The organism is Nocardia sp. CA-120079 (assembly GCF_050955745.1).
In the GTDB taxonomy this organism is placed as follows: Bacteria; Actinomycetota; Actinomycetes; order Mycobacteriales; family Mycobacteriaceae; genus Nocardia.
Genome location: NZ_CP192088.1, coordinates 1,299,489 through 1,321,511, shown reverse-complemented (window position 1 = coordinate 1,321,511; position 22,023 = coordinate 1,299,489). Strand labels below are relative to the sequence as shown.

Here is a 22,023-nt window from a genome sequence, read left to right as displayed (position 1 = left end):
GCGCCGGGTTGGTGGCGCGTTCACCAGTAAGGACGAGGGCGGTCCGGAAAACTCATCGCCGCGGTCGAAAGAATCTTCACCGCGCCGTGGGGACCGAATGTGCGCTGTGTTCTGGCCAGAGCTGGCCCTCGGATTCGAACTGATCCCGTCGACACACGCACTGAAATGCCCCGCCCTGGGCGGATACTGGCGGTCCTTGGCGGACATCGTGGTTCTGGAAGGCATCGTTATGCATGAGTACTTCAGCAGACATCGACGTCGCCTTCGCCGGTGACGACCTCGTGTTGCGGCTGGCCTCAGCCGCCTACCTCGGCAGGTTCTCGGGAACCTCCCGCGTGCACTGCAGCTCGGACCTGCGCCTGTACTTCCCTTACCGGGCGGGGCGAACTTGCGGTTCATGGAGTCCGTCATGATCCGCCCGATGCCCGCAAGATCGCGAAGGTGCTCGTCGAACTGGCGCGAGAACAGATGGCCGACAAGCCACGTCGTCATGACGACCGCACCGCGATCGGTGGCGAGAGTTCACCCTCGCCAGCCCGCCGCTCCACGCCGAAGTGGGCACGACAACTCGATCAGGACCACATCCAAATGCTGATACACGACTATGTCTCTGGCGCAACGACTTACGAACTAAGCAACCAGTTCGGTGTCGACCGCCGCACCATCAGCGCCATCCTGCATCGGCACGACGTGCCGATGCGGCCTATCCCCCGACCAGACCGACGAGGCGATCCACCTCTACCGTTCCGGTTGGTCCCTGGCACGAGTCGGGAAACACTTTGCCGTCGACCCGACCACCGTGTTGAACCGGCTGCGCGAATATGGCGTCCGCACCCGCGACACACACGGGCAGGCTCGGCTCTGACCTCAATCCATGACCACCCAGTGAGACCCACTCGCGACGAGCATGGCTCGCCGGCGCGGTAATGAAAGAGTGCCTTCCGACTTAATCAACACCGAGTGGGAACGAAACACACCTTGGCGGGCCAACTAGAACAGGAAAAAGGCGCTGACCAGGAGATATTCGAAGCCGACCGTAGTTGTCCTCATGAACAGGAATGCCAAAACCCCTGGTCAACAGCACTATTCATATCAAATTGTGGAGCTAAGGGGAATCGAACCCCTGACCTTCTCGATGCGAACGAGACGCGCTACCAACTGCGCTATAGCCCCGTGCGGCTCCGGGGAACCGCGCTGTGACACTGTATCAGGCGGGGTGGGCAGACTCCGAATCGTGTAGGTGACCTGGGCGGATGGGTCAGGCGCCTGCGGCGCGGCGCATGTCGCCGGTGCCGCGGCGCAGGGCGCGGGCGGTGGCGGGGTCGAAGGCCTCCAGGTGGTCGAACGAGGGGTCCTCGTCGTCCACCTCGATGAGGGCGGAGCGGCGGCGCAGAGCGCGGGCGGTGTCGCGGTCCATGACGCGCTGTTGGGCGCGCTGCTCGGCCTCGCGTTCGGCCTCGATGTGCTCGCCGCGGCTGCGGGCCAGGCGGGCCAGCCGACGGCGGCGGATTTCCTCCTCCATGCGGACCTGCTTGCGCAGGTACGCCAGGTAGGTCACCAGGACTAGCGCGGAGCCGCCGCAGCCCCACCAGAACATCGGGCTCAGCGCCACCGAGAGTCCACCGAAGGCGAGGGCGGCCAGGACGAGGCCGAGCACCGCGCGCTGACGGAAGGTGTAGCGGGCCGCGCGCGCGATGGCGTCGGCCTCCGGGTCGAAGCCGCCGCGGCCGCGCCGGGTCGGCACGAAATCCGAGTCGTCGGAGTCGGATTCATCGAATCGGGCGGGCGCCGCCGTCCGGGCCGGGGGGATTCGGGCACCGGTCGATTCGGTGTGCGCTAAAGCCACCCGGTCATCATCGGCGGTCGCCGGTTGCTTCGCAGCCGTTCGGGCCGTTGCGATTTCGGCATCATCGGAATCGGCGGCGTCGAGTTCGTCGGCTTCGTCCTCGAATTCACTATCCGCACCGTCGAATTCGTCGTCCGTGTCCTCGATTTCGGCATCGGATACCGCCGACTCGGCTTCGGGCGGGCTGTCCGCGGGATTGTCGTCCTCGGTGACCTGCTCGTCGGCCGGTGGGGTCATCCGGTCCTCCGCATCATCGCTGTGGGAAAGCTTTCTCTGCACTCGGGTCGGGCGGTAATCCGGATCACTGTCATGTCCCGCGGCCGGGCCACTCTTCGTGCGCCGCTTGGAACCTCCGCGGTGCAATACGCGGGTCGCCAACGCCGCGTCGGTCGTCTGCCTGATCCTGGGGTGCCGGTCGGCGAGGATCGGGAACAGCACAAAGACCCAGAGCACGACCAGGCCGATCCATAGGATCGAATTCGGCATCTCGCCTCTGCACCTCCGTCCCCGCCGCATCGTCCGCTCGGCCTTTCGACCGGGTCGCACCGCGCCCCGTCGCGGTGCGTTCGCTCGCCGCAAAACGCCTCGGACGGACGGAACGTCCGGTCGCCGTGAGGCGTATTCGGCACTGCCTCACAGGCTGATTTGCCGGTGGCGCGGGACGCACCTCCGACGTCCGTAGGTTAATTCCGTGGCGCACCAAGTTCGGTCAGGCGCGCCGTGCACATACGCCACACCTGTCACAGTTCCACCATTTTCGCCGCGCGCCGAGGTCGGCCGGGCGCGTCGAAAACAGCACGGACGTACCGGTATTTCAGGGCAGTGTGGCCCGGCCATCGCGCACCAGTCGATCGACGACGGTCCCCGCCACCTCCTCGACGGTGATGCCGACCAGTAGGTGATCGCGCCAGGCCCCGTCCACATCGAGGTACCGCTTCAGCAGCCCCTCCTCGCGGAACCCCACATTGCGCAGAACCGCTTGACTGGCCAGGTTTTCCGGCCGCACGGTCGCCTCGACCCGATGTAATCCGACCGGCCCGAAGCAGTGGTCGAGCCCGAGCGCCAACGCGGCCGTCGCCACACCCTGACCGCCCAAATCCTTGGCCACCCAATAGCCGATCCACGCCGAACGCAATGCACCGCGCACGATATTGCCGACGGTCAACTGACCGCTGAACGCACCGTCGACCTCGATCACGAGCGGAATCATCGCACCGCGCCTGGCCTCGGCCTTCAGACTCGACCACAGCGACGGCCAGTTCGACACGTGGTTGCGTGCCTCCCAGGCACCGCGCCCGGTCGGCTCCCACGGCTCCAGATGCGCCCTGTCGCGCAACCGGATCCGGCTCCATGCCGCCGCATCGCGCAACCGCACCGGACGCAATGTCACCTCCCCGGCCGCGACGTGCAGCGGTCCCAGATGCGCGGGCCAGCCGGGATGCTGCGTGACCCGGAACACATTCATCGTCTCCACGCCTCAGCCACGCTGTGCGAGAAATGCGACCCGGACCTCGTCACCGGTCCTGATCTCGGTGTCGTCCGGGTCGATCACGATCAGACTGTTCGCCTCGGCCAGCGTGGCGAGCAGATGCGACGAACCGCCCGTGCCGCCGCCCAGCGGCTGCACCAGGTAGTCGCCGGTGGCCTCGTCGCGCATGAGTTGCGCGCGCAAATAGCCCTTGCGTCCGGCCATGGAAGTGATCGGGGTGATCGTTCTGGCTCGGATAATCCGGCGCATGGGATGTCTGCGCCCCAACGCGATTCGGATCAACGGTCGCACCATGACCTCGAAAACCACCAGTGCGCCAACGGGATTCGACGGCAGCAAAAAAGTCGGTACCTCATCGCGCCCGAGCCGACCGAAACCCTGCACGGAGCCGGGATGCATGGCGACCCTTGCGATTTCGAGTTCACCGAGCCCCTCGAGCGCCTCGCGGACCTGCTCCGATGCCCACCCGCCGATGGCGCCCGCGATCACCACGACCTCGGAGCGAACCAGCTGGCCCTCCACAACATCGCGCAGCCGCCGCGGATCCGAACTCACGATGCCGACCCGGTTCACATCCGCGCCCGCGTCGCGCGCGGCGGCGGCCAGCGCATAGGAATTCACGTCGTAGACCTGTCCCGGCCCCGGTGTCCGGTCGATGTCGATCAACTCGCCACCCACCGAGATCACCGACAGCCGCGGGCGCGGATGCACCAGCACCTTGTCCTGGCCGACCGCGGCGAGCAGGCCGACCTGCGGCGCACCGATGATGGTGCCCGCACGCACCGCGACATCGCCGGGCTGCACATCGTCACCGATGCGCCGGACATAGTCACCGGAGCGCACCGGCTCGTACACCTTGATCCGGGCCCGGCCACCATCGGTGAAATCCAAGGGCAGCACGGCATCGGCCAGCGTCGGCAGCGGCGCACCGGTGTCGACCCGCACGGTCTGGCGCGGCTGCAATCGGATCGGCTGCTTGGAACCCGCGACCACCTCGCCGACCACCGGCAGCGTCAGATCGACGAGTTCGCCGTCCTCGTCGCGGATATCGGTGCCCGCGGCGGACACATCGACGCTGCGCACCGCATATCCGTCGATCGCGGCCTGATCGAAGCCGGGCAGCGGCCGCTCGGTGACCACATCCTCGGCACACAGCAGGCCTTGCGCCTCGGAGATCGCGACCCGGACCGGCCGGGGCGCGACCGCCGCAGCCGTCACCTTGATCTGCTGATCCTCAACCGAGCGCATCCAGCCCTTCCTGATCTCTCCGCACCGACCCGATTCCGCGACCGCGCAAGCGAACCCGCGCGGCTCTGCCCGATCCGCGGTGTTCCGGCGGCTCTGCGAGGTTACGCAAGCTGCCGCCTCCGAGCCGTCGCTCACACCGCAGATGAACCATCATTCGTACCCGACGGTCCACTATCGGCGAAACCCGACGCCCGCGCCTATCAGTCGTAGGTCGTCAGCTGTGGGTCCCAGTCCGCACTGAGCCGATGCTGCAGCCACTCCCGCAGGGCCGGGCCGTATTCCTCTCGTTCCAATGCGAAATCGACCGCAGCACGAAGATAACCGCCCGGGTTGCCCAAATCGTGGCGCGACCCACGGTGGACCACCACATGGACCGGATGGCCCTCCTCGATGAGCAGTGCGATCGCGTCGGTGAGTTGTAGCTCGCCGCCGGTGCCCGGTTCGATCCGGCGCAGTGCGTCGAAGATGGCGCGGTCCAACAGATATCGGCCCGCGGCCGCGTAGGTCGACGGCGCGTCGGCGAGCGCGGGTTTCTCCACCATTCCGTTGACCCGCAGCACATTCGGGTTCACCGCATCGGGGACCGGCGCGACGTCGAAGACACCGTAGGCGCTGACCTGATCCTTGGGAACGTCGATGGCGCACAACACAGTTCCGCCGCGCTTGCGCCGGACCCGGCTCATCACATCGAGCACGCCGCACGGCAGCACCAGATCGTCGGGCAGGAGTACGGCGATGGCGTCCTCGTCGTCATCGAGGGCGCCCTCGGCCTGGGCGACGGCGTGGCCGAGGCCGAGCGGCTCATCCTGGACCACCGAGGTGACATCCAGCAGCGCGGGCGCCTTGCGCACCTTCTCCAACAGCTGGAACTTGCCGCGCTCGGCGAGCGTGCCCTCCAGCACCAAGTCCTCGACGAAGTGTGCGACCACGCCGTCTTTACCCGGCGAGGTCACGATGACCAGCCGCTCCGCACCGGAATCGGCGGCTTCCGAGGCGACCAGTTCGATGCCAGGGGTGTCCACCACCGGCAGCAACTCCTTGGGCACGGTCTTGGTCGCGGGCAGGAACCGCGTCCCGAGTCCGGCCGCGGGCACGACGGCCGTGCGGAAACACGACACGACCGCGCCATTCGCGGATTGTCCGGCCTTTGCTGTCATACGCCTACCCTATCCATCCGTCACCGGCCCGAAGCGGCCATCACGCCGACTCGGGTCCCGGTGAGCTTAAGGTGATCACCGTGGAGATGCCCGGCGAGCGCGACAAACATGCCTGGCGGGCCGAAATAGGTGCGCGACGGGCCGCGATGACCGGCGCCGACCGGGAAAACGAGGCGCGTGAGCTGGCCCACAGTGTCGCCGAGCTGGACGTCCCCGAATGGGTGTGCGCGTATGTGCCGGTACGCGGGGAACCCGGATCGACGGCGATGCTGACGGCGCTGCGTACGGCAGGCGCGCGGGTGCTGCTGCCGGTCACCGGACCGCCGGGACCGCTGCAATGGGCCGAGTTCACCGGCATCGATGACCTGCGGCGCGCCGGATTCGGACTGCTGGAACCCGTCGGCGAGGTGCTCACCGACGCGATCGCGCTGGCGGAGCTGATCCTGGTTCCCGCGCTGGCGGTGGACCGACGCGGTGTTCGGCTCGGCCGCGGCGCCGGGTACTACGACCGGACCTTGCCCGCGGCCCGGTCGACGGCGCGGCTGATCGCAGTGGTCCGCGACGACGAACTGCTCGACCGGCTCCCCGAGGAACCGCACGATCTGCGCATGGGCTGGGCCCTCACCCCGCACGGCGGACTGCATCGATTGGGTGGCGATGAGGATGCGGAATGAAATGCCGATTAGCGGTGTTGGCACTGTCGGCTGTAGAGTGCCAGATTGACGAACCCTGCGGAGGATGCTGTGCCAACTTATTCATATGCGTGCACCCAGTGTGACAACCGCTTCGACATCGTTCAGTCCTTCACCGATGAGGCGCTGAGCGTCTGCTCGGAGTGCTCGGGCAAGCTGCGCAAGCTCTTCAACTCGGTCGGCATCGTGTTCAAGGGCAGCGGTTTCTACCGCACCGACAGCCGCGGCGGCTCCTCGACCGCCAGCGAGCCCGCGAAGTCGGACAGCGGTGCGGGCAGCTCGGCGTCGAGTTCGGATTCCGGTTCGTCCAGCAGCACCAGCACGACCAGCACGGCCGTCGCCAGCTGAGTTCGCCCTGATAGAAGCAGCCCTGTGGGAGTTATCCCCAGGGCTGTCGTTATCCACAGGGCACGCCTTTCCCGGGCGAGTCGCAGTACCGGTGACCATAGGCTCCGGGCATGGCTCCCCTGGGCATCATTCCGTCGGGCAAGACCCGATCCTTCGCCGACCTCGGTCGCGGCGACTCGTTGCGTTCGGCGATCTGGAATAGCGCGAGTTGGAACAGACCCCCCTGGGCGGATGCGCTACTCGCCCGACGTCTGCTGGCGGCAGCACTCACCGCACTCGCGATCATCCTTTTCCTGCGCGGCGATCCCAGCAATGCACGCACCGAGGTCGTGGTCGCCGGACGCGATCTGCCACCGGGCCATCTGCTCGAGCCGACCGATCTGCGCTCGACACCTCGCGAATCCGCCGCACTGCCCGCGGGCGCGGTCGCCGATATCGCCGTTTTGGTCGGCGCGACGCTGACCGGCGGGATGCGCACCGGCGAGGTATTTACCGATCTGCGCATCGTCGGACCGCGACTGGCGGCGGTCGCCACCGGCGCGGGCGATGCCCGCATCGTGCCCATCCGGCCAGCCGATTCCGCGGTCGCGGAGATCCTGCGGGCGGGTGACCGGGTGGATGTCATCGGGGCCGAGGAGCAGAGCGGTCCCGGCACCCGGCCGGCCCGGCTGCTCGCAATCGACGCGGCGGTCGTACTGGTATCCGGTCCCGGTGACCGGCGCGGCGCGCCCGAGCGCGTGGTGCTGGTCGCGATGGACGCCGAGCACGCCACCGCGGTTGCTGCCGCCTCGCTGCGCACCGCGCTGACCGTGGTTTTTCATTGACCGCAGTTCGCCGAGAATTTGCCATCAAGGTCAACTAGCATCGGTCGGTACGGCAGCCCGAACCGCCGAGCACAACGAGTCAGCTCCCACCCGAAGAGGAGATATCGGCAATGCTCAAGGGTTTCAAGGATTTCCTACTCCGCGGAAACGTCGTCGACCTGGCAGTAGCCGTGGTGATCGGTACCGCGTTCGTCGCGATCGTCACCGCCTTCACCAATGGCATCATCAACCCGATTCTCGCCATCTTTGGCGAACGGGACGACCTCGGCCTCGGTTTCCAGTTGATTGCCGACAAACCGGCGACCTTCGTGCAGGTGGGTCCGCTGATCACCGCGGCCATCAACTTCGTGGTCATCGCGGCGGTGCTGTACTTCGTGCTGGTGCTGCCCGCACTGCATGCGAAGAAGCGGTTCGGCACCACCCCGGACACCAAGCTCAGCGATTCCGAGGTGCTGATCGAGATCCGCGACCTGCTCTCCGACAGCCAGCGCAGCGCAGGTGGACGCCACGAATTCTGAATCGATTCCCCCTGCCCGACAACATGGTCAGGAATTCGATTGCGCCACAATCACATACGGTAATTGCCTGCGCCACAAGGCAAACGGGCCCGTCGCACATGCGACGGGCCCGTTCACATTTCGAGCGGAGACTCAGCCGAGACTGAACGGCTGACCCCACAACGTCGTCCAGGTGATGACGTTGTCCGTCTCCACCTCGACGCTGACAAAGGCACGCGCCTGCGCGTAGCCACCACAACCGCTGAGACCGATGGTCTCATCGGCCCAGGTGACCGAGCCGCTGCCGCCCTTGAACTTGTTGCGCTTCTTGTGCGCCTCGTTGCCGAAGTCGTCGGCCTGCTCGAGGTCGAGCACGTAGAACGACTGCGCTTGGCCGGGACCGAGACTCAGGTTGGCACCGCTATTGGCGCTCACCTTCGGCTTGACGTTCTGGCTGTCGCTCCAGTCCAGACCACCGGTGACGCCGCCGTCGACGCCGCCGCCGTCGATATTCACTTGGCAGGCAACGATATAGCCCGGGAAGATCGCGCCGTTCCAGCCGTCGGTCACATCGACCTGCGCGCTACCTGACACCCACGCATTGCGGTGCACAGGTGTCGCGCCCATGGACGGACTGATATTGGCCGATTCGCCCACCAGCCGAATGGTGAGAACCGTTCCGTCGGAAAGCGTTTTGACGATTTGACCGCCCGGTAACGGAATGAAGGTGTCGGCATTCGCCGCACCGGTGGACAACAGGCCGAGAGCCAGCGCGGCGGCGCCGCCGAGCCCGGCCACGCGCGCCACAAACTTACGATCGATCATGATTGGTACTACCCCTAGCGATTGAGTTCGATGAATTCGATTCGGCGAGTAGAGATTCGACAGATCCCACCGCGGTCAGCCGATGCTGAACGGCGCTCCGTACAGGGTGACCTTGGAGTAGTTGTCGCCGATGATCTCGACGACGGTGTAGGCACGCGCCTGGGCGTAGCCCGCGCAGCCCTGGATCTCGATCTCCGCATCCTGATACTCGACCGAGTAGCGACCCGGCTTCAGAATGTCCTTGTAATCGATCTGAACGAACTTGACATCGCCCGGGCCGAGGTTCAGGCCGATCGAACCGCCGAGCGAACCGCCCGAGAGGTTGATACCGCCGGAAACCCCGGCCGAGATCGCGTTATCGGCGATGCTCACCTGGCAGCCGACGATATAGCCGGTGCTCAGCTGCGAAGCGCCGTGCGTCGAGGAGTTATTGGTACCCGGCGCCCCGGAGGCGCCGTTGTTCGGGCCGATGGTGCCCTCGGGTGTGACGGAAACATCGGCATTGGCGTTACCCGAGACCCACACGACTCGGCCCGCGCCATTCGCGGCCAACGATGGTGAAATCAAGGCGTGTTCACCCGTCCGGCTGACGGTCACGCCCGGGCCCAGCTTCTGGCCGTCCGGCAACGGCACAAAAACGTCGGCGTTGGCAGCGCCGGTCGAAAGCAGGCCCATCCCAGCAGCGGCGGCGACAACGGCACCCGCGACGCGGACACCTCGACGCAGACCGCTGGTGCGGTTCTTGCTCATACTTCCCCTCATCGGATTCTAGCGGTCGGCCTCGGGGTACCGAGGACGAAAACCCTTTCATGCGGACACCGCTCGCTGGAAAGACATTGGCCATCAAGCGGTTTGCCGACAATCTCGTCGGTGGACGATCTTGGGTGCGCCCAATATTAGTTGTTTGCGCCGTATTCCTGTGAGATTTCGCACATGTTACCGCTCGATCCGCTACGATCTGCGAATTTGGCTGGGCACCAGGGGGTTTCGCAACGAAAACGGGCCCGCCGCGAATGCGACGAGCCCGCTTGCGTTTTCAGGGTGCGCTGCCCCTGTCGATCAGCCGAGGCTGAACGGCTGGCCCCACAGCGTGGTCCAGGTGATGACGTTGTCGGTCTCCACCTCGACGCTGACGAAGGCACGAGCCTGGGCGTAACCGGCGCAGCCGGTCAGACCGATGGTCTCATCGGCCCAGGTGACCGAGCCGCTGCCGTTCTTGAACTTGTTGCGCTTCTTGTGCGCCTCGTTGCCGAAGTCGTCGGCCTGCTCGAGGTCGAGCACGTAGAACGACTGCGACTGGCCGGGGCCAAGGGTGAGGTTGGCGCCGCTGGTCGCGCCGACACCACCGGTGACGGTGTCGCCGCTCCAGTCCGCGGTGCCCTCGACACCACCGGTGGCGCCGCCACCGGAGATGTTCACCTGGCAGCCGACGGTGTAGCCCGGGAAGATAGAGCCGCCGCCGTCACCGGATACGGAGACCTGAGCGCTACCCGAAACCCACGCGTTGCGGTGCAGCGGGGTCGAGCCCATGGACGGGTTGATGTTGGCGGATTCGCCGGTCAGGCTGATGGTGACCACGGTGCCGTCGGACAGCGTCTTGGTGATCGAGCCACCCGGCAGCGGCACAAAGGTATCGGCGTTCGCGGCGCCGGTGGAGAACAGGCCAAGAGCGACAGTGGCAGCGGCGCCGACACCGGCCACCCGTGCCACGTTCTTACGGTTGATCATGCTGATAATCCCTCGAGGGTTGATTCGCTTGAGCGAGAAGAATATTCGTGGATTGACCGACGTCAGCCGATGCTGAACGGCTGCCCGTAGAGGGTGGTCTTCGAGTAGTGGTCACCGATGATCTCGACGACGGTGTAGGCACGCGCCTGGGCGTAGCCAGCGCAGCCCTGGATCTCGATCTCGGCATCCTGGTACTCGACCGAGTAACGACCCGGCTTCAGAATGTCCTTGTAGTCGATCTGCACGAACTTGACCTCGCCGGGGCCGAGGTTGAGGCCGATCGAACCGCCGAGCGAACCGCCCGAGAGGTTGATACCGCCGGAGAGACCGGCCGAGATGGCGTCGCTGGCGATGCTGACCTGGCAGCCGACGATGTAGCCGGTGCTCAGCTGCGATGCGCCATGGGTCGAGGAGTTGTTGGTGCCCGGGGCGCCCGAGGCGCCGTTGTTCGGGCCGACAGTGCCTTCCGGCGTAACGTTCACATCCGCAACGGCGTTGCCCGAAACCCAGACCACACGGCCGGCACCGTTGGCCGCCAACGAAGGCGAAATCAGGGCATGCTCACCAGTACGGGTGAGCGTCACATCGGGGCCGCCCTTCTGGCCGTCCGGCAACGGCACGAAGGTATCGGCATTGGCAGCACCGGTCGAAAGCAGGCCCATGGCCACGGCCGCGGCAGCGCCGACGCCCGCGATCCGGGCACCGCGGCGCAGACCGTTGGTGCGGTTCTCGCTCATACTTCCCCTCATCAGGTTCTAACAGTCAACCTCGACCATCGAGGCTGGACGTTGGTCCTCTCAGGCCCAGCTCAGTTTGTGCCCCGATTGTTGCCGGTATGTAACCGACTGTTATTTCGGCGCAACGGTCAGTGCTGGCATCGGAACCGAGCCGGGTTCCGCCGAGTCGACAAACGTACGTGCCGCACCCGGGCCCGCGAGGTCCAGCAGCGTGGGTGGCTCGTGGCGAGATTAAACCGACCAGTAACGGTCTGGCAACGTAAGTTTTCATTAAGATCAACGTGATCTAGATCACACCGTCTCAAATGCTCATATTGCTTGACGTGCATAAACAGGAAATAAGCGCCACCCAAACGACCACAAAGGGTGGCCGCAGTCGCAACGATGCCGATGGTAACTACGGGACAGCATCGTACTTGAAGGTCAAGCAAACTTCAGCGTGAGGAATTCGCAATGGATGAAGGCGCGATCGCGAGCGATGGTACGTGGCTGGACCGTAGATGAGTCACGAGCCGTGATGGGGAGGAACCTGCGACCGGAGCCAGTCGTCGGATAACGATTCGGTCTCGTCGCCGCGCTCATCGCCGGTTGTCTCCGGGAGGACCTCACCGAAAATTTTTGCCAGACGCGCCGCGTCCCTCGCCCGGCGTGTCGCCGGACGAGGGTCGTCGGAGGAGTCCGCGGCGGTAATTTATTCCGCCAATCCGGACAGCTCGCCGATCACTCGGCTGGCGAGCGGACCGAGGGTTGCCATGCCATCGCGGACCGCGGCCCGGCTGCCCGGCAGGTTCACCACCAATGTGCTGCCCGAGATGCCGGCCAGACCGCGCGAGAGACCGGCGTCGAGCGAACCGGCGACCCGGCCCGAGGAACGCAGCGCCTCGCTGATCCCGGTCAATTCCCGGTCGAGCACCTGCGAGGTGGCCTCGGGCGTGACATCGCGCGGGGACATGCCGGTGCCGCCGACGGAGATGACCAGGTCGACACCGCCGATCACCGCGGTGTTGAGCGCATTGCGGATCTCGACCTCGTCGGCCTGCACCGATACCGAAGCGTCCACCAGGAAACCCGCCTCGGTGAGCAGCTCGGTGACCAGCGGCCCGAGCGAATCCACACCTCCATGCGCCGTTCGATCGTCGACGACCACCACCAGAGCACGCCCCGCGACAGGAGCATCGATTTCCATGTTGGTAACCGTAGCGTCCAGATCGACGAGGTGGGCGTCGGCTCCCGGTCGTGCCGACAATCCGCCGGGCAGGACCCGCATCATCGGCCACCGTCGGCGGCCGCACCGGACAGCGTCACGTCGACTGTCTTGGGGTTGTTGCCTTGTTCATCGGTGTAGGTGACCTTCACCTTGTCTCCTGGCTGATGGGAACGGACGGCGGCGATGAGTGCGTCGCCCGAGTCGATGGTCCGGCTGTCGACCTTGGTGATGATGGCGCTGGCCGGAATACCCGCCTTGGCGGCCGGACCGTCCGGGGTCGCCTCGAGCACCCGTGCGGCGGTGTCCTGCGGGCGCAGTTTGATGCCGATCTGGGCGTAGGTGGCGTGACCGGTCTTGATGAGTTCGTCGGCGACCCGGCGGGCCTGATCGACCGGGATGGCGAAGCCCAGGCCGATGGAACCGCTCTGCTGACCGGTCGCCTCGCTGCCGCCGAGGCTGGCGATGGCGGTATTGATGCCGATGAGCTTGCCGTTGGCGTCGACCAGCGCGCCACCGGAGTTGCCCGGGTTGATCGCGGCGTCGGTCTGGATCGCATCGATGACCGGCTGCACCTGGCTCGGGGTGCCCTCACCGTTGGTGGAGACCGGACGGTTGAGCGCCGAGACGATGCCCGTGGTCACCGTGCCCGCCAGCCCGAGCGGCGAGCCGATGGCGATGACCGGCTGGCCCACCGCGAGATTCGACGAGCTGCCCAGTTCGATCGGGGTCAGTCCGTCCTTGCCCTGCACCTTGATCACGGCCAGATCGGAGACCGGATCGGCGCCGACCAGGGTGGCCGGTGCGGTGGTGCCGTCGGCGAAGGCGACCTCCATCTTGGCGTTGGCGCCACCGCCGGAGGCGACATGGTTATTGGTGAGGATCAGACCGTCCGAGGACAGCACCACGCCGGAGCCCTCGCCCTGTGCGCGATTGCTGGCGACCTTGATCATCACCACGCTCGGCAGCACCTTCTGCGCCACCGCCTGGGTGGAGCCGGCCGGTGCGTTGGCGACATTGCTGACATTGGGCTTGGGCGCGTCCAGGGCATTGGTGACCGTGGCGTGGCCGTTATCGGAGCGGGTGACCAGCGAGCCGACCGCGCCACCGACACCACCGCTGACGAGTGCGAGCGCGACCGCGCCGACGACGAGACCGGTGCGGACCGGGCGGCGTGCCGGTTCGGGCTGCGGCTCGGCGGCGAATACGGCGCCGGGATACGGCCCGCCGGGCGGGATGGGCGGGGCGTAGGGCGGCTGAGCGTATTCCGGCCCCGCCTCGGGACCCGGGAATTGCTGAGCGTATTCCGGACCCGCTTCGGGACCGGGGAATTGCTGAGTCGGGTTGGGCGGCATGCGTTGCTGCCAGATCGTCGGACGCGGTGACGGTGCCGGAGACCCGTATCCGGGTTGCGCGTAGGTCTGGCCCGGTGGTGCGACCGGGATCTCCTGGGTCGGATGCGGACCGGACGCGGCGTTATCCGGCTGCGGCGTCAAGCCTTCCTTGGAATCCTCGGTCATTTTTCTCCTTACGTCTTCGACCAGCTTGGCGACGACGACTGAGAGCGGACTGAGACGCTGCTTTCAGTTTTCCGAGTATTGCGGACGGACCAGGTAAGGCCCAGCTATCACCTTAGTCTCCAACGGCGTCAATCGGTTACGGAGTCGACCACGCCGTCGAGCATGCTCGCCGCACCCGGCAGCACGATCCGGACCAAGGCACCGCCGCGCTCGGAGGTCTCGATGGTGATCGTGCCGCCGTGCTTGGTCACCACCTGTTTGACGATCGCCAGGCCGAGCCCCGAGCCCGGCATGGAACGCGACGCCGTGGTCCGATAGAAACGGTCGAACACCAGCTCGCGCTCGGCGGCGGGGATCCCCGGTCCGGCGTCGTCGACATCGAGCTCGAGCAAGCCGCGACCGGTCTCCCGCATGGTGACCTTCACCTGCACGCCCGCCGGACTCCACTTCGCGGCATTGTCGAGGACATTCAGAATCGCCCGCTCCAGGCCCGCCTCGTGGCCGTATACGAACCAGGGCTGCAGCTGCGCGGCGAACTCGATGGAACCGCGGCGACGCCGGGCCCGCTCGAGCGCGCGCTCGGCCACCTCGCCGAGATCCACTCGCTCGTAAACGGTTTCGGGTGCGTCCTCGCGGGCCAGATCGACGAGATCGCCGACCAACGTCGACAATTCTTCGATCTGAGCCATCACATCCGCGCGCAGTTCGGCCATGTCCTGTTCCGGAATCTGCGGTGCGCCAGGGCGACTGGAGGCGATCAGCAATTCCATATTGGTGCGCAGCGAAGTCAGCGGCGTGCGCAATTCATGTCCGGCGTCGGCGACCAATCGGCGTTGCCTATCGCGCGATTCGGCGAGCGCGCGCAACATTGTGTTGAAGCTCTCTGTGAGCCTGGCGAGTTCATCGTCACCCGTTACCGGAATCGGTGTCAGATCATCGGTGCGGGCGACCCGTTCGGTCGCCGCGGTGAGCCGTCCGATCGGGCGCAGCCCGGTGCGACCGACCGCGGTGCCCGCTGCCGCTGCCAGCACAACACCACAACCGCCCACGACGAACAGCAACCAAGCGAGCCGGTCCAATACCTCGCGGGTCGGTTGCAGTCGCTGCGAGATGACCAGCGTCGCGCCGGAATGCGTCGGCATGGCGAGCACCCGCTGATTACTCACGGTGCGCAGTGACGAGGGCAGCTCACCGTTCGCGACCGCGAGTTCCTGGGCGCCGACCGGCGGAATCGTTTGCTGCGGCGGCATATACGCCTTGTCTTTCGCGTATATCAACGCCACTCCGACATCATTGGAGTACAGGCCGGCCAGCACGATCGACTGGAAACCCAAACTGTCGAAATTATTGTTGATCATGGTGTTCGCGCGCGCCCGGAGCTGTGCGTCCACATCGGCGTTCAGTGCGCGGGCCACCATGGCATAGGCGGCGATGGAGGTGACGGCCACGGCGATGGCGACCACCGAGGCGGCGAGCAGGGTGACCCGCCAGCGCAGGGAGACCGACCTGGTCAGGGGCATGGGCGGGCGCATATCCGGCGGTTCCGAGGGATATGCGCCGAGCGCGGCGACCACCTGCCGCTTGGGATTGGTTCTGGCCATGGGGTGTCGACTCGCCTACGGGGGTGTTTCGCGCAGCACGTAGCCGACACCGCGCACCGTGTGGATGAGCCGGGCCTCGCCCTCGGCCTCGGTCTTGCGGCGCAGGTAGCCGATATAGACCTCGAGCGCATTACCGGAGGTCGGGAAGTCGTAGCCCCAGACTTCCTCGAGAATGCGGCTGCGGGTCAGCACCCGGCGCGGATTGGCCATCAGCATTTCCAGCAGTGAGAACTCGGTGCGGGTCAGGCTGATCGAGCGGTCGCCTCGGGTCACCTCGCGGGTCACCGGATCCAGCGACAGATCGGCAAACGTCATGGTCTCGGAAACCTCGCCGGGATCGGTGGCCCGGCGACGCAGCAACGCGCGCAATCGGGCCAGCAATTCCTCTAGTGCGAAAGGTTTCGGCAAATAGTCATCGGCACCGGCATCGAGTCCGGCTACCCGTTCGGAAACCGAATCCCGCGCCGTCAAAACCAGAATCGGCAGATCGTCTCCGGTGCTGCGCAAGCGTCGGCAAACTTCGAGCCCATCCATCCGGGGCATCATCACATCGAGCACGAGTGCGTCCGGTCGCTGCACAGTTGCTTTCTCCAGTGCGTCCACTCCATCGACCGCGAGATCGACGGAGTAGCCGTTGAAGGTCAGTGACCGGCGCAGCGATTCCCGGACGGCACGATCGTCGTCGACTACCAGAATGCGCATGCCCCCAGTTTGACCGCATCGACTGAGAGTCGACTGAGAGGGCGCCACCCGACACGCCGCGCCAGCATCGATGCCGCCCACTAGGGGCTGGACGAGCGACCAGCAGGTTTGTGATCACGTACAGATCTCGACGGAATCCGGCAACCGTTTTGGGCGACGAAAGCCGTTCTGAGTAGCCATATTCGAGTGAATTACAGAGTGACTGCCCCAGATTGCCGTTAGTCACTCTGCGCGGTATGTTCCCTGCGGTAAAAAGAAGACCTCTAGTTGGTTCTCAGCGGGTTGAATCAAAACCGAACAGCCACGCGCCATCCGGGGGCACACGTGCAAGCTCGTGAAGCGGAGGCAACGGAAGCGGATGGAAGCTGCACCGCGGTCCTGGCAATTCAGTCTGTCCAACTGGTCGGTCACTCGCAAGGTTGGCATCGTGCTGGTCCTGCCCGTGCTGCTGGCCACCGTCTTCGCCGTGCTCCGCATCAACAACGAACTGCGCACCATGTCCCAGTTGGACGCGGCGACCGAACAGGTCATCATCATTCGCCCGATCGTCAAGTTCGGCACGGCCACCGAACAACTCGCGGTCGCGGCGACCGCCTCCTGGGGTAACACCGCGGATCCGGCGACCGACGCGGCATTGACGAAATTCGATCAGGCGCTCGCCGATCTCGAGGCCGGAATGCGCACCACCAAGGTGAGTACCCGGGTCACCTCCGAATTGGCCTCTGCCGTCGCCACCGGCACCACCATGCGCAATAGCCTGCGCAACGGATCGCCGATGATGGTCGGTGAGCAGGCCGACGAGATCGCGGTTCGCATCGGCAATGCGTTTGCGCTGTCGCCCTCGGTCGAGGACCTCATCATCCAGCGCTACTTCCTGCAGATCGGCGCGATCCAGAACGCCCGGCGGGTACTCACCCAGCAGCGCATGATGATCGGCTCCCCCGATGCCGGCCGCAATCCGAGCGTGCGCGCGAAGGTGCTCATCTCGGCCGGCGCCGAGATGACCATGGTCAATACCTACGGCATCATCCTGCTGGACAATGCGCCGAATATGCGGCCACTGCTGGACGCGGTCGGCGTCCGCCTCGGCGCGTTCAGTCAGAACGGCGGGGATCCGACAACGAATCCGGCCGTACTGGATTCACTACAGGTCAGCTCGGACACCTACGAGAAGACCACCAATTCCCTCGCCGACACCATCGATAAGGCGCTGGCGCATCGGACCACCGAGGCACAGACCGGTGCGCTGCGCGAGACCACGATCGTCATCGGCATGCTGCTGGCCGGCCTTGCGCTGGCCCTCGCCGTCGCGCGCACCCTGGTCGTCCCGGTGCGCAGGCTGCGCCGCGACGCGCTCGAGGTCGCGCACGTCAAGCTGCCCGACGAACTCGCGGTGGTGCGCAGCGGTGGCGCTACCCCGGAGATCACCCCGGTCGGCGTGCACACCACCGACGAGGTCGGCCAGCTGGCCCGCGCCGTCGACGAAATCCACGAGCAGGCGCTCAATCTCGCCGCCGATCAGGCCCGACTGCGACTGCAGATCGGGAATATGTTCGAAACCCTTTCCCGCCGTAGTCAATCCCTCGTCGAACAGCAGTTGTCGCTGATCGAGGATCTCGAACACGACGAGGACAATGCCGAGCGGCTACAGAGCCTGTTCCGCCTCGACCACCTCGCCACCCGCATGCGCCGCAACGGCGACAACCTGCTGGTGCTCGCCGGTACCGCGCTGCGCCGCGGTCAACTACATCCGGTGCCGCTATCGGACATGCTCTGGAGTGCGGTCTCCCAGGTGGAGGACTACCAGCGGGTCGAGATCGGCGCGGTGCCCGACGGCATCGTCGCTGGTGAACCCGCTGTCGATATCGAACATCTGCTGGCCGAGCTGATCGATAACGCGCTTCGGTACTCCCCGCCGACCACACCGGTCGCGGTGATGGTGGCGCGCGCGGTCGACGGCGGCTACCTGATCGAGATCACCGACCGCGGCCTCGGCATGTCACTCGAGGATCTGCAGCTCACCAACGACCGGCTGGCCTCCGGTGGTGAGGTCACCGTCGAAACCGCCCGCCGCATGGGCCTTTTCGTCGTCGGCCGCCTCGCCAAGCGGCACACCATCACGGTGAGCCTGCGCCGCACCTCGACCATGGCGCAGCAGCCCGGCATCACCGCGAGCGTGCACCTGCCCGGTGCACTGGTCGCGCCCCCGCTCGATGCGACCGATCCGAACCAGCGGGCCATCGAAGCGCAGGTCATGGCCGCGTTGCCCGCGCCCTCACAACAACAGCCGCCGCGCACTTTGGTACCGGTGCCGAGCCTGCCACAGCGTGAACCGTCGCGGTTCGCGGTCACCAGTTCCGGTCTGCCACAACGTCGTCCGACCATGCGCGTCGCCGACGCGCCTGATGTACCGATACCCGGCGATGATCACACCGAAACCTCGGTCGACGTATTCGCGGAGAGTCCGAGCAGCCGCCGCGGCGAGGAAGACCGGTCCCGCATCGCGCCGTTCGGGCCGCCGACCCCGACGGATGAGCCTGTCACCGGGCCGAATTCGGTCGTCGACGTGGAACCGCAGGTGCCCCTCGGTGCGGTCACCGATCTGTGGGCCGAACATCCCGACGAGCCGGTGGACACCGGATCGCACCCGATCGTCACCCGCGAGCCTGCCGAGCCATATCAGACCGCCGTCCTGCGGCCGCCGCTGCCGACCAGAACGCCCACCGCCGCAACGGAACCCGAGTCGACCTCGACCCGACTACAGCCGGTCTCGGCCGACGCCGCGACCAACACCTCGACCCGACTACAGCCGGTGCAGGGCGAATCGCCCACCCCGATCTATCAGCGGATGGTCTCGGAGTGGTTGGTCGAGCCTGCCACGGCACAACCATCACCCTCGGCATGGACCTCCCCTGCCGATGCGGGCTGGACGGCCGCCGAGCAGGCCAGCCATCCGACCGCCGAGGCGCGCACCGTCGGCGGACTGCCGATCCGCAGGCCCGGAGCGCAATTGGTGCCCGGCGGCCTCGCGCCGGTCGAGGAACCCGGCGTTCGCGATCCGGAGGAGATCCGGAACAACTTGACCAGGCATCTCAGTGGGGTCCGCAGCGGGCGGGCCGAAGCGCAGTACAACGACGGAGGGCTTGTATGACCAACCCGAACAGCACCACGGACGAGAACCTCAACTGGCTGGTTGCCCGCTTCACCAAAGATGTGCCCGGAGTGTCGCACGCGGTGCTGGTGACGGCGGACGGCCTGCTGCAGGCGACCAGCCCGAATCTACCCGCGGACCGCGCCGAACAGCTCTCCGCGGTCACCGCGGGTCTGGCGAGCCTCGCCACCGGAGCGGCATCGCTGTTCGACGGCGGCAAGGTGATGCAGTCGATCGTGGAGATGCAGCGCGGCTACCTGTTGGTGATGAGCGTCGGCAACGGGTCGCACCTGGCCGTGCTCGCCAACAAGTCGCACGATATCGGTCGGATCGGCTACGAAATGGCCCTGCTGGTCGACCGTGTGGGCACGGTGGTCACGGCCACCGCCCGGACAGCCGTCTGATCCAACGATGTCGAGTCCATTCGGCCACGGACCGAACCGGCCGACCACCCGCGTCAGACCGTATGCCCTGACCTCCGGGCGTACCGAACCCGCGGTCGACCTACCGCTCGAAGCGGTTATCGAAACCCTGTCGTACACTGCGCATCTCGATTGGCCGGCGGGCGATCTGCGCACCGAGATCCTGCGGCTGGGTACGCACCGGCTGTCGGTCGCCGAGATCGCCGCCCACCTGGATCGACCGCTCGGCATGGTCCGGGTCATGGTCGGTGACCTCGTCGTCGACGGCGCGCTGCGCGTGCATTCGACACTGACCGACGAGGCGAGCTTCGACGAGCGCCGTTCCCTTATGGAGAGGACTTTGCGTGGACTCCGTGCCCTATAGGCAAGGCGGAAATTACGGGCAGCCCGGCAACTCCGGATCCGGCAATACCGGACCCGCCGATGCCGACACCCGCGTCGCCTCGACCAAGATCGTGGTCGCGGGCGGCTTCGGGGCGGGTAAGACGACCTTCGTCGGCGCGGTATCGGAGATCGTTCCCCTACGCACCGAGGCCATGGTGACCCGCTTTTCCGACGGCATCGACGATCTCGCCGATACCCCGGACAAGGAAACCACCACGGTCGCAATGGATTTCGGCCGCATCATCCTGCCGGGCAACCTGGTGCTCTACCTGTTCGGCACGCCGGGCCAGCGCCGCTTCTGGTTCATGTGGGACGACCTGATCCGCGGCGCCATCGGCGCGGTGGTGCTCATCGACACCCGACGGCTGGAAGACAGCTTCGCCGCCGTCGACTTCTTCGAGGCGCGCAAGCTGCCGTTCCTGATCGCGGTCAACCGCTTCCCGGACGCACCCCGCTTCCCGATCGCCGAACTGCGCGAGGCGCTTTCGGTGCGTGAGGGAGTGCCCATCGTGGATATCGACGCGCGCAATGCCATGGAGGTCCGCCAGGCGCTGGCGGCCGTCACCGAATACGCGATCGCCCAACTGAAGGCGCTCGAATTGGAAGGATCCGCTCGACATGCATGACGTCCGGTTGTTCGCCGCGGCGGACAACGGCGCAGTGGTGGACCAGTTCGCCATGGGGTACTGGGTCGCCGCACTCTCCTTCGGTGTTTCGGTGCTCGGCGCCGTGGTCGGGCTGGCCTGCGTACTACACGCGGCGCGATCGTCGCGGTTCCGGTTGGCGTGGGTGACCTCGGCCGCAGTGGCGCTCGGCGGCGTCGGGGTCTGGTTGTCGACCTCGGTCGCGCTGCTCGGCCTGGACATTTCGGGTACCGCGGCGCGCTTCGACGGCGGCAAGATAGTCGCGGCGATGGTGACCTCGTTCGTCGCGGTATTCGTCGCGCTGATCATCATCGGCCGTCGGCTGCAACTGGCCCGGCTCATCCCGGGCGGGCTGGTCATGGGATTCGGCATCGGTCTCACCCTGTATCTGGGGCTCGGGTCCATTCGCATCCAGGGTTCGATCGATATCTCCCCGTGGCTCGCGGCGGTCGCGATGGCGGTCGCGGTGCTCACCGGTGTCGCCACGCTGTGGTCCTTCCAAGCGCTGCACGGTCTGCTCGCGCGGGCGGCCACAGTGCTGCTGTTCGCCGTCGGTGTGGCGGGCATGTATTACGCCGGGGTCGCGGCCATCGACCCGAACATCGATACCACCGCGAAGGCTCCGGACGGACTCACGCTGTTCGAATTCGTCTTCCCGATGTTCGTCGTCGGATCGCTCGCGCTGACGGTCCCGATCAGCGCGGTGCTCATCGCACCGGACCGGCGCGAGACGGCGGCGGCACTCGAGGCCAAGCGCCGGTCCGAGCTGCGGTCGGACCGGCTCCGGTCCGACCTCCAGTCGGTGCGCTGAGGCGATTCGAGCTCGCTGGTCAGGCCTTGGGTGAGGGCATCTCCCCGACTCGTCGGCTATGCCACCGACGCCCTCGGTTCTGCAGGCGGGGGCTCGGCACGATCACCTCACCGCCCGCCCGCATCTTCGCCGCGGTGGCATCGGCGTCGGTGACCGCGAAGTAGGTGGTCCAGACCGATGGCATGCCCGGCAT

At 66.3% G+C, this 22,023-nt stretch carries 23 protein-coding genes and 1 tRNA gene; 9 read left to right on the top strand and 15 right to left on the bottom strand.

The genetic code is table 11. The features are described from left to right. Positions 1-1,100: 1,100 nt before the first annotated feature. The 5 genes from ACQPYR_RS06025 to ACQPYR_RS06005 form a co-directional block, all read right to left on the bottom strand. Positions 1,101-1,173: transfer RNA gene (locus tag ACQPYR_RS06025), tRNA-Ala, on the bottom strand. 85 nt (positions 1,174-1,258) lie between these two features. Continuing rightward, positions 1,259-2,332: a divisome protein SepX/GlpR gene (gene sepX, locus ACQPYR_RS06020; protein ID WP_433628568.1), complete on the bottom strand. Its 1,074-nt coding sequence runs from the start codon at positions 2,330-2,332 to the stop codon at positions 1,259-1,261. 328 nt (positions 2,333-2,660) lie between these two features. After that, on the bottom strand, positions 2,661-3,311 hold the full coding sequence (locus tag ACQPYR_RS06015) for a GNAT family N-acetyltransferase (RefSeq protein WP_433628565.1): 651 nt from the start codon (positions 3,309-3,311) through the stop codon (positions 2,661-2,663). Between the two features lie 12 nt (positions 3,312-3,323). After that, entirely contained in the window at positions 3,324-4,583 is a 1,260-nt protein-coding gene (gene glp / locus ACQPYR_RS06010) for a molybdotransferase-like divisome protein Glp (protein ID WP_387293429.1), read from the bottom strand. 200 nt (positions 4,584-4,783) lie between these two features. Next, a complete protein-coding gene (locus ACQPYR_RS06005) occupies positions 4,784-5,740 on the bottom strand; it encodes a UTP--glucose-1-phosphate uridylyltransferase (protein WP_387293430.1) in 957 nt (318 codons plus the stop codon). An 86-nt stretch (positions 5,741-5,826) separates the two neighbouring features. Between ACQPYR_RS06005 and ACQPYR_RS06000 the strand changes: the two genes are divergently transcribed. From ACQPYR_RS06000 to mscL, 4 genes are all read left to right on the top strand, one after another. After that, positions 5,827-6,414: a 5-formyltetrahydrofolate cyclo-ligase gene (locus tag ACQPYR_RS06000; RefSeq protein ID WP_433635026.1), complete on the top strand. Its 588-nt coding sequence runs from the start codon at positions 5,827-5,829 to the stop codon at positions 6,412-6,414. Positions 6,415-6,483: 69 nt separating this feature from the next. Further along, a complete protein-coding gene (locus ACQPYR_RS05995; RefSeq protein ID WP_387293431.1) occupies positions 6,484-6,780 on the top strand; it encodes an FmdB family zinc ribbon protein in 297 nt (98 codons plus the stop codon). A gap of 110 nt (positions 6,781-6,890) precedes the next feature. After that, positions 6,891-7,604, top strand: coding sequence for an SAF domain-containing protein (locus ACQPYR_RS05990; RefSeq protein ID WP_433628560.1), 714 nt, complete (start codon positions 6,891-6,893; stop codon positions 7,602-7,604). 110 nt (positions 7,605-7,714) lie between these two features. After that, the gene (gene mscL, locus ACQPYR_RS05985) at positions 7,715-8,122 is read left to right on the top strand and encodes a large conductance mechanosensitive channel protein MscL (RefSeq protein ID WP_387293433.1); all 408 of its coding nucleotides are present in this window, start codon (positions 7,715-7,717) and stop codon (positions 8,120-8,122) included. 132 nt (positions 8,123-8,254) lie between these two features. Here the strand turns inward: mscL and ACQPYR_RS05980 are convergent, their stop codons facing one another. The 9 genes from ACQPYR_RS05980 to ACQPYR_RS05940 form a co-directional block, all read right to left on the bottom strand. Then, the gene (locus ACQPYR_RS05980; RefSeq protein WP_433628558.1) at positions 8,255-8,926 is read right to left on the bottom strand and encodes an MspA family porin; all 672 of its coding nucleotides are present in this window, start codon (positions 8,924-8,926) and stop codon (positions 8,255-8,257) included. 75 nt (positions 8,927-9,001) lie between these two features. Continuing rightward, positions 9,002-9,676 carry an MspA family porin gene (locus ACQPYR_RS05975; RefSeq protein WP_433628555.1) on the bottom strand — a complete coding sequence of 225 codons (675 nt, stop codon included), beginning with the start codon at positions 9,674-9,676 and terminating at the stop codon, positions 9,002-9,004. 309 nt (positions 9,677-9,985) lie between these two features. Continuing rightward, positions 9,986-10,654 (bottom strand): MspA family porin, encoded by a 669-nt coding sequence (locus ACQPYR_RS05970; protein ID WP_062986512.1) that lies wholly within the window; start codon positions 10,652-10,654, stop codon positions 9,986-9,988. A gap of 62 nt (positions 10,655-10,716) precedes the next feature. Continuing rightward, positions 10,717-11,391, bottom strand: a complete 675-nt coding sequence (locus tag ACQPYR_RS05965; protein WP_357467544.1) for an MspA family porin — start codon at positions 11,389-11,391, stop codon at positions 10,717-10,719. Between the two features lie 505 nt (positions 11,392-11,896). Then, entirely contained in the window at positions 11,897-12,082 is a 186-nt protein-coding gene (locus ACQPYR_RS05960) for a hypothetical protein (protein WP_083898204.1), read from the bottom strand. Beyond that, positions 12,083-12,577 carry a MogA/MoaB family molybdenum cofactor biosynthesis protein gene (locus ACQPYR_RS05955; protein WP_433601315.1) on the bottom strand — a complete coding sequence of 165 codons (495 nt, stop codon included), beginning with the start codon at positions 12,575-12,577 and terminating at the stop codon, positions 12,083-12,085. Positions 12,578-12,657: 80 nt separating this feature from the next. Continuing rightward, the gene (locus ACQPYR_RS05950; protein ID WP_433628551.1) at positions 12,658-14,115 is read right to left on the bottom strand and encodes a trypsin-like peptidase domain-containing protein; all 1,458 of its coding nucleotides are present in this window, start codon (positions 14,113-14,115) and stop codon (positions 12,658-12,660) included. Between the two features lie 128 nt (positions 14,116-14,243). Next, positions 14,244-15,716: an ATP-binding protein gene (locus ACQPYR_RS05945; RefSeq protein WP_433628548.1), complete on the bottom strand. Its 1,473-nt coding sequence runs from the start codon at positions 15,714-15,716 to the stop codon at positions 14,244-14,246. A gap of 15 nt (positions 15,717-15,731) precedes the next feature. Further along, a complete protein-coding gene (locus ACQPYR_RS05940) occupies positions 15,732-16,418 on the bottom strand; it encodes a response regulator transcription factor (protein ID WP_433628545.1) in 687 nt (228 codons plus the stop codon). Positions 16,419-16,776: 358 nt separating this feature from the next. On the opposite strand from ACQPYR_RS05940, the gene ACQPYR_RS05935 reads away from it, so the two are divergent. The 5 genes from ACQPYR_RS05935 to ACQPYR_RS05915 all read left to right on the top strand — a co-directional run bounded on the left by ACQPYR_RS05935 (position 16,777) and on the right by ACQPYR_RS05915 (position 21,830). After that, positions 16,777-19,569, top strand: a complete 2,793-nt coding sequence (locus ACQPYR_RS05935; RefSeq protein WP_433628542.1) for an ATP-binding protein — start codon at positions 16,777-16,779, stop codon at positions 19,567-19,569. Next, on the top strand, positions 19,566-19,973 hold the full coding sequence (locus tag ACQPYR_RS05930; RefSeq protein WP_040695425.1) for a roadblock/LC7 domain-containing protein: 408 nt from the start codon (positions 19,566-19,568) through the stop codon (positions 19,971-19,973). The genes ACQPYR_RS05935 and ACQPYR_RS05930 overlap by 4 nt, the downstream gene beginning before the upstream one ends. A gap of 7 nt (positions 19,974-19,980) precedes the next feature. Next, positions 19,981-20,355 (top strand): DUF742 domain-containing protein, encoded by a 375-nt coding sequence (locus ACQPYR_RS05925; protein ID WP_040695427.1) that lies wholly within the window; start codon positions 19,981-19,983, stop codon positions 20,353-20,355. 88 nt (positions 20,356-20,443) lie between these two features. Further along, positions 20,444-21,001: a GTP-binding protein gene (locus ACQPYR_RS05920; RefSeq protein WP_433635024.1), complete on the top strand. Its 558-nt coding sequence runs from the start codon at positions 20,444-20,446 to the stop codon at positions 20,999-21,001. Continuing rightward, the gene (locus ACQPYR_RS05915; protein WP_433628539.1) at positions 20,994-21,830 is read left to right on the top strand and encodes an MHYT domain-containing protein; all 837 of its coding nucleotides are present in this window, start codon (positions 20,994-20,996) and stop codon (positions 21,828-21,830) included. Before ACQPYR_RS05920 ends, ACQPYR_RS05915 begins: the two co-directional genes overlap by 8 nt. Positions 21,831-21,849: 19 nt before the next feature. Here the strand turns inward: ACQPYR_RS05915 and ACQPYR_RS05910 are convergent, their stop codons facing one another. After that, on the bottom strand, positions 21,850-22,014 hold the full coding sequence (locus tag ACQPYR_RS05910) for a hypothetical protein (protein WP_433628536.1): 165 nt from the start codon (positions 22,012-22,014) through the stop codon (positions 21,850-21,852). Positions 22,015-22,023: the final 9 nt, after the last annotated feature.

Excerpts from the sequence above, each read along its gene's own strand:
- sepX (WP_433628568.1), bottom strand. The coding sequence starts at position 2,332 with ATGCCGAATTCGATCCTATGGATCGGCCTGGTCGTGCTCTGGGTCTTT.
- ACQPYR_RS06015 (WP_433628565.1), bottom strand. The coding sequence starts at position 3,311 with ATGAATGTGTTCCGGGTCACGCAGCATCCCGGCTGGCCCGCGCATCTG.
- glp (WP_387293429.1), bottom strand. The coding sequence starts at position 4,583 with ATGCGCTCGGTTGAGGATCAGCAGATCAAGGTGACGGCTGCGGCGGTC.
- ACQPYR_RS06005 (WP_387293430.1), bottom strand. The coding sequence starts at position 5,740 with ATGACAGCAAAGGCCGGACAATCCGCGAATGGCGCGGTCGTGTCGTGT.
- ACQPYR_RS06000 (WP_433635026.1), top strand. The coding sequence starts at position 5,827 with ATGCCCGGCGAGCGCGACAAACATGCCTGGCGGGCCGAAATAGGTGCG.
- ACQPYR_RS05990 (WP_433628560.1), top strand. The coding sequence starts at position 6,891 with ATGGCTCCCCTGGGCATCATTCCGTCGGGCAAGACCCGATCCTTCGCC.
- mscL (WP_387293433.1), top strand. The coding sequence starts at position 7,715 with ATGCTCAAGGGTTTCAAGGATTTCCTACTCCGCGGAAACGTCGTCGAC.
- ACQPYR_RS05980 (WP_433628558.1), bottom strand. The coding sequence starts at position 8,926 with ATGATCGATCGTAAGTTTGTGGCGCGCGTGGCCGGGCTCGGCGGCGCC.
- ACQPYR_RS05975 (WP_433628555.1), bottom strand. The coding sequence starts at position 9,676 with ATGAGCAAGAACCGCACCAGCGGTCTGCGTCGAGGTGTCCGCGTCGCG.
- ACQPYR_RS05970 (WP_062986512.1), bottom strand. The coding sequence starts at position 10,654 with ATGATCAACCGTAAGAACGTGGCACGGGTGGCCGGTGTCGGCGCCGCT.
- ACQPYR_RS05965 (WP_357467544.1), bottom strand. The coding sequence starts at position 11,391 with ATGAGCGAGAACCGCACCAACGGTCTGCGCCGCGGTGCCCGGATCGCG.
- ACQPYR_RS05955 (WP_433601315.1), bottom strand. The coding sequence starts at position 12,577 with ATGGAAATCGATGCTCCTGTCGCGGGGCGTGCTCTGGTGGTGGTCGTC.
- ACQPYR_RS05950 (WP_433628551.1), bottom strand. The coding sequence starts at position 14,115 with ATGACCGAGGATTCCAAGGAAGGCTTGACGCCGCAGCCGGATAACGCC.
- ACQPYR_RS05945 (WP_433628548.1), bottom strand. The coding sequence starts at position 15,716 with ATGGCCAGAACCAATCCCAAGCGGCAGGTGGTCGCCGCGCTCGGCGCA.
- ACQPYR_RS05940 (WP_433628545.1), bottom strand. The coding sequence starts at position 16,418 with ATGCGCATTCTGGTAGTCGACGACGATCGTGCCGTCCGGGAATCGCTG.
- ACQPYR_RS05935 (WP_433628542.1), top strand. The coding sequence starts at position 16,777 with ATGGAAGCTGCACCGCGGTCCTGGCAATTCAGTCTGTCCAACTGGTCG.
- ACQPYR_RS05930 (WP_040695425.1), top strand. The coding sequence starts at position 19,566 with ATGACCAACCCGAACAGCACCACGGACGAGAACCTCAACTGGCTGGTT.
- ACQPYR_RS05925 (WP_040695427.1), top strand. The coding sequence starts at position 19,981 with ATGTCGAGTCCATTCGGCCACGGACCGAACCGGCCGACCACCCGCGTC.
- ACQPYR_RS05915 (WP_433628539.1), top strand. The coding sequence starts at position 20,994 with ATGCATGACGTCCGGTTGTTCGCCGCGGCGGACAACGGCGCAGTGGTG.
- ACQPYR_RS05910 (WP_433628536.1), bottom strand. The coding sequence starts at position 22,014 with ATGCCATCGGTCTGGACCACCTACTTCGCGGTCACCGACGCCGATGCC.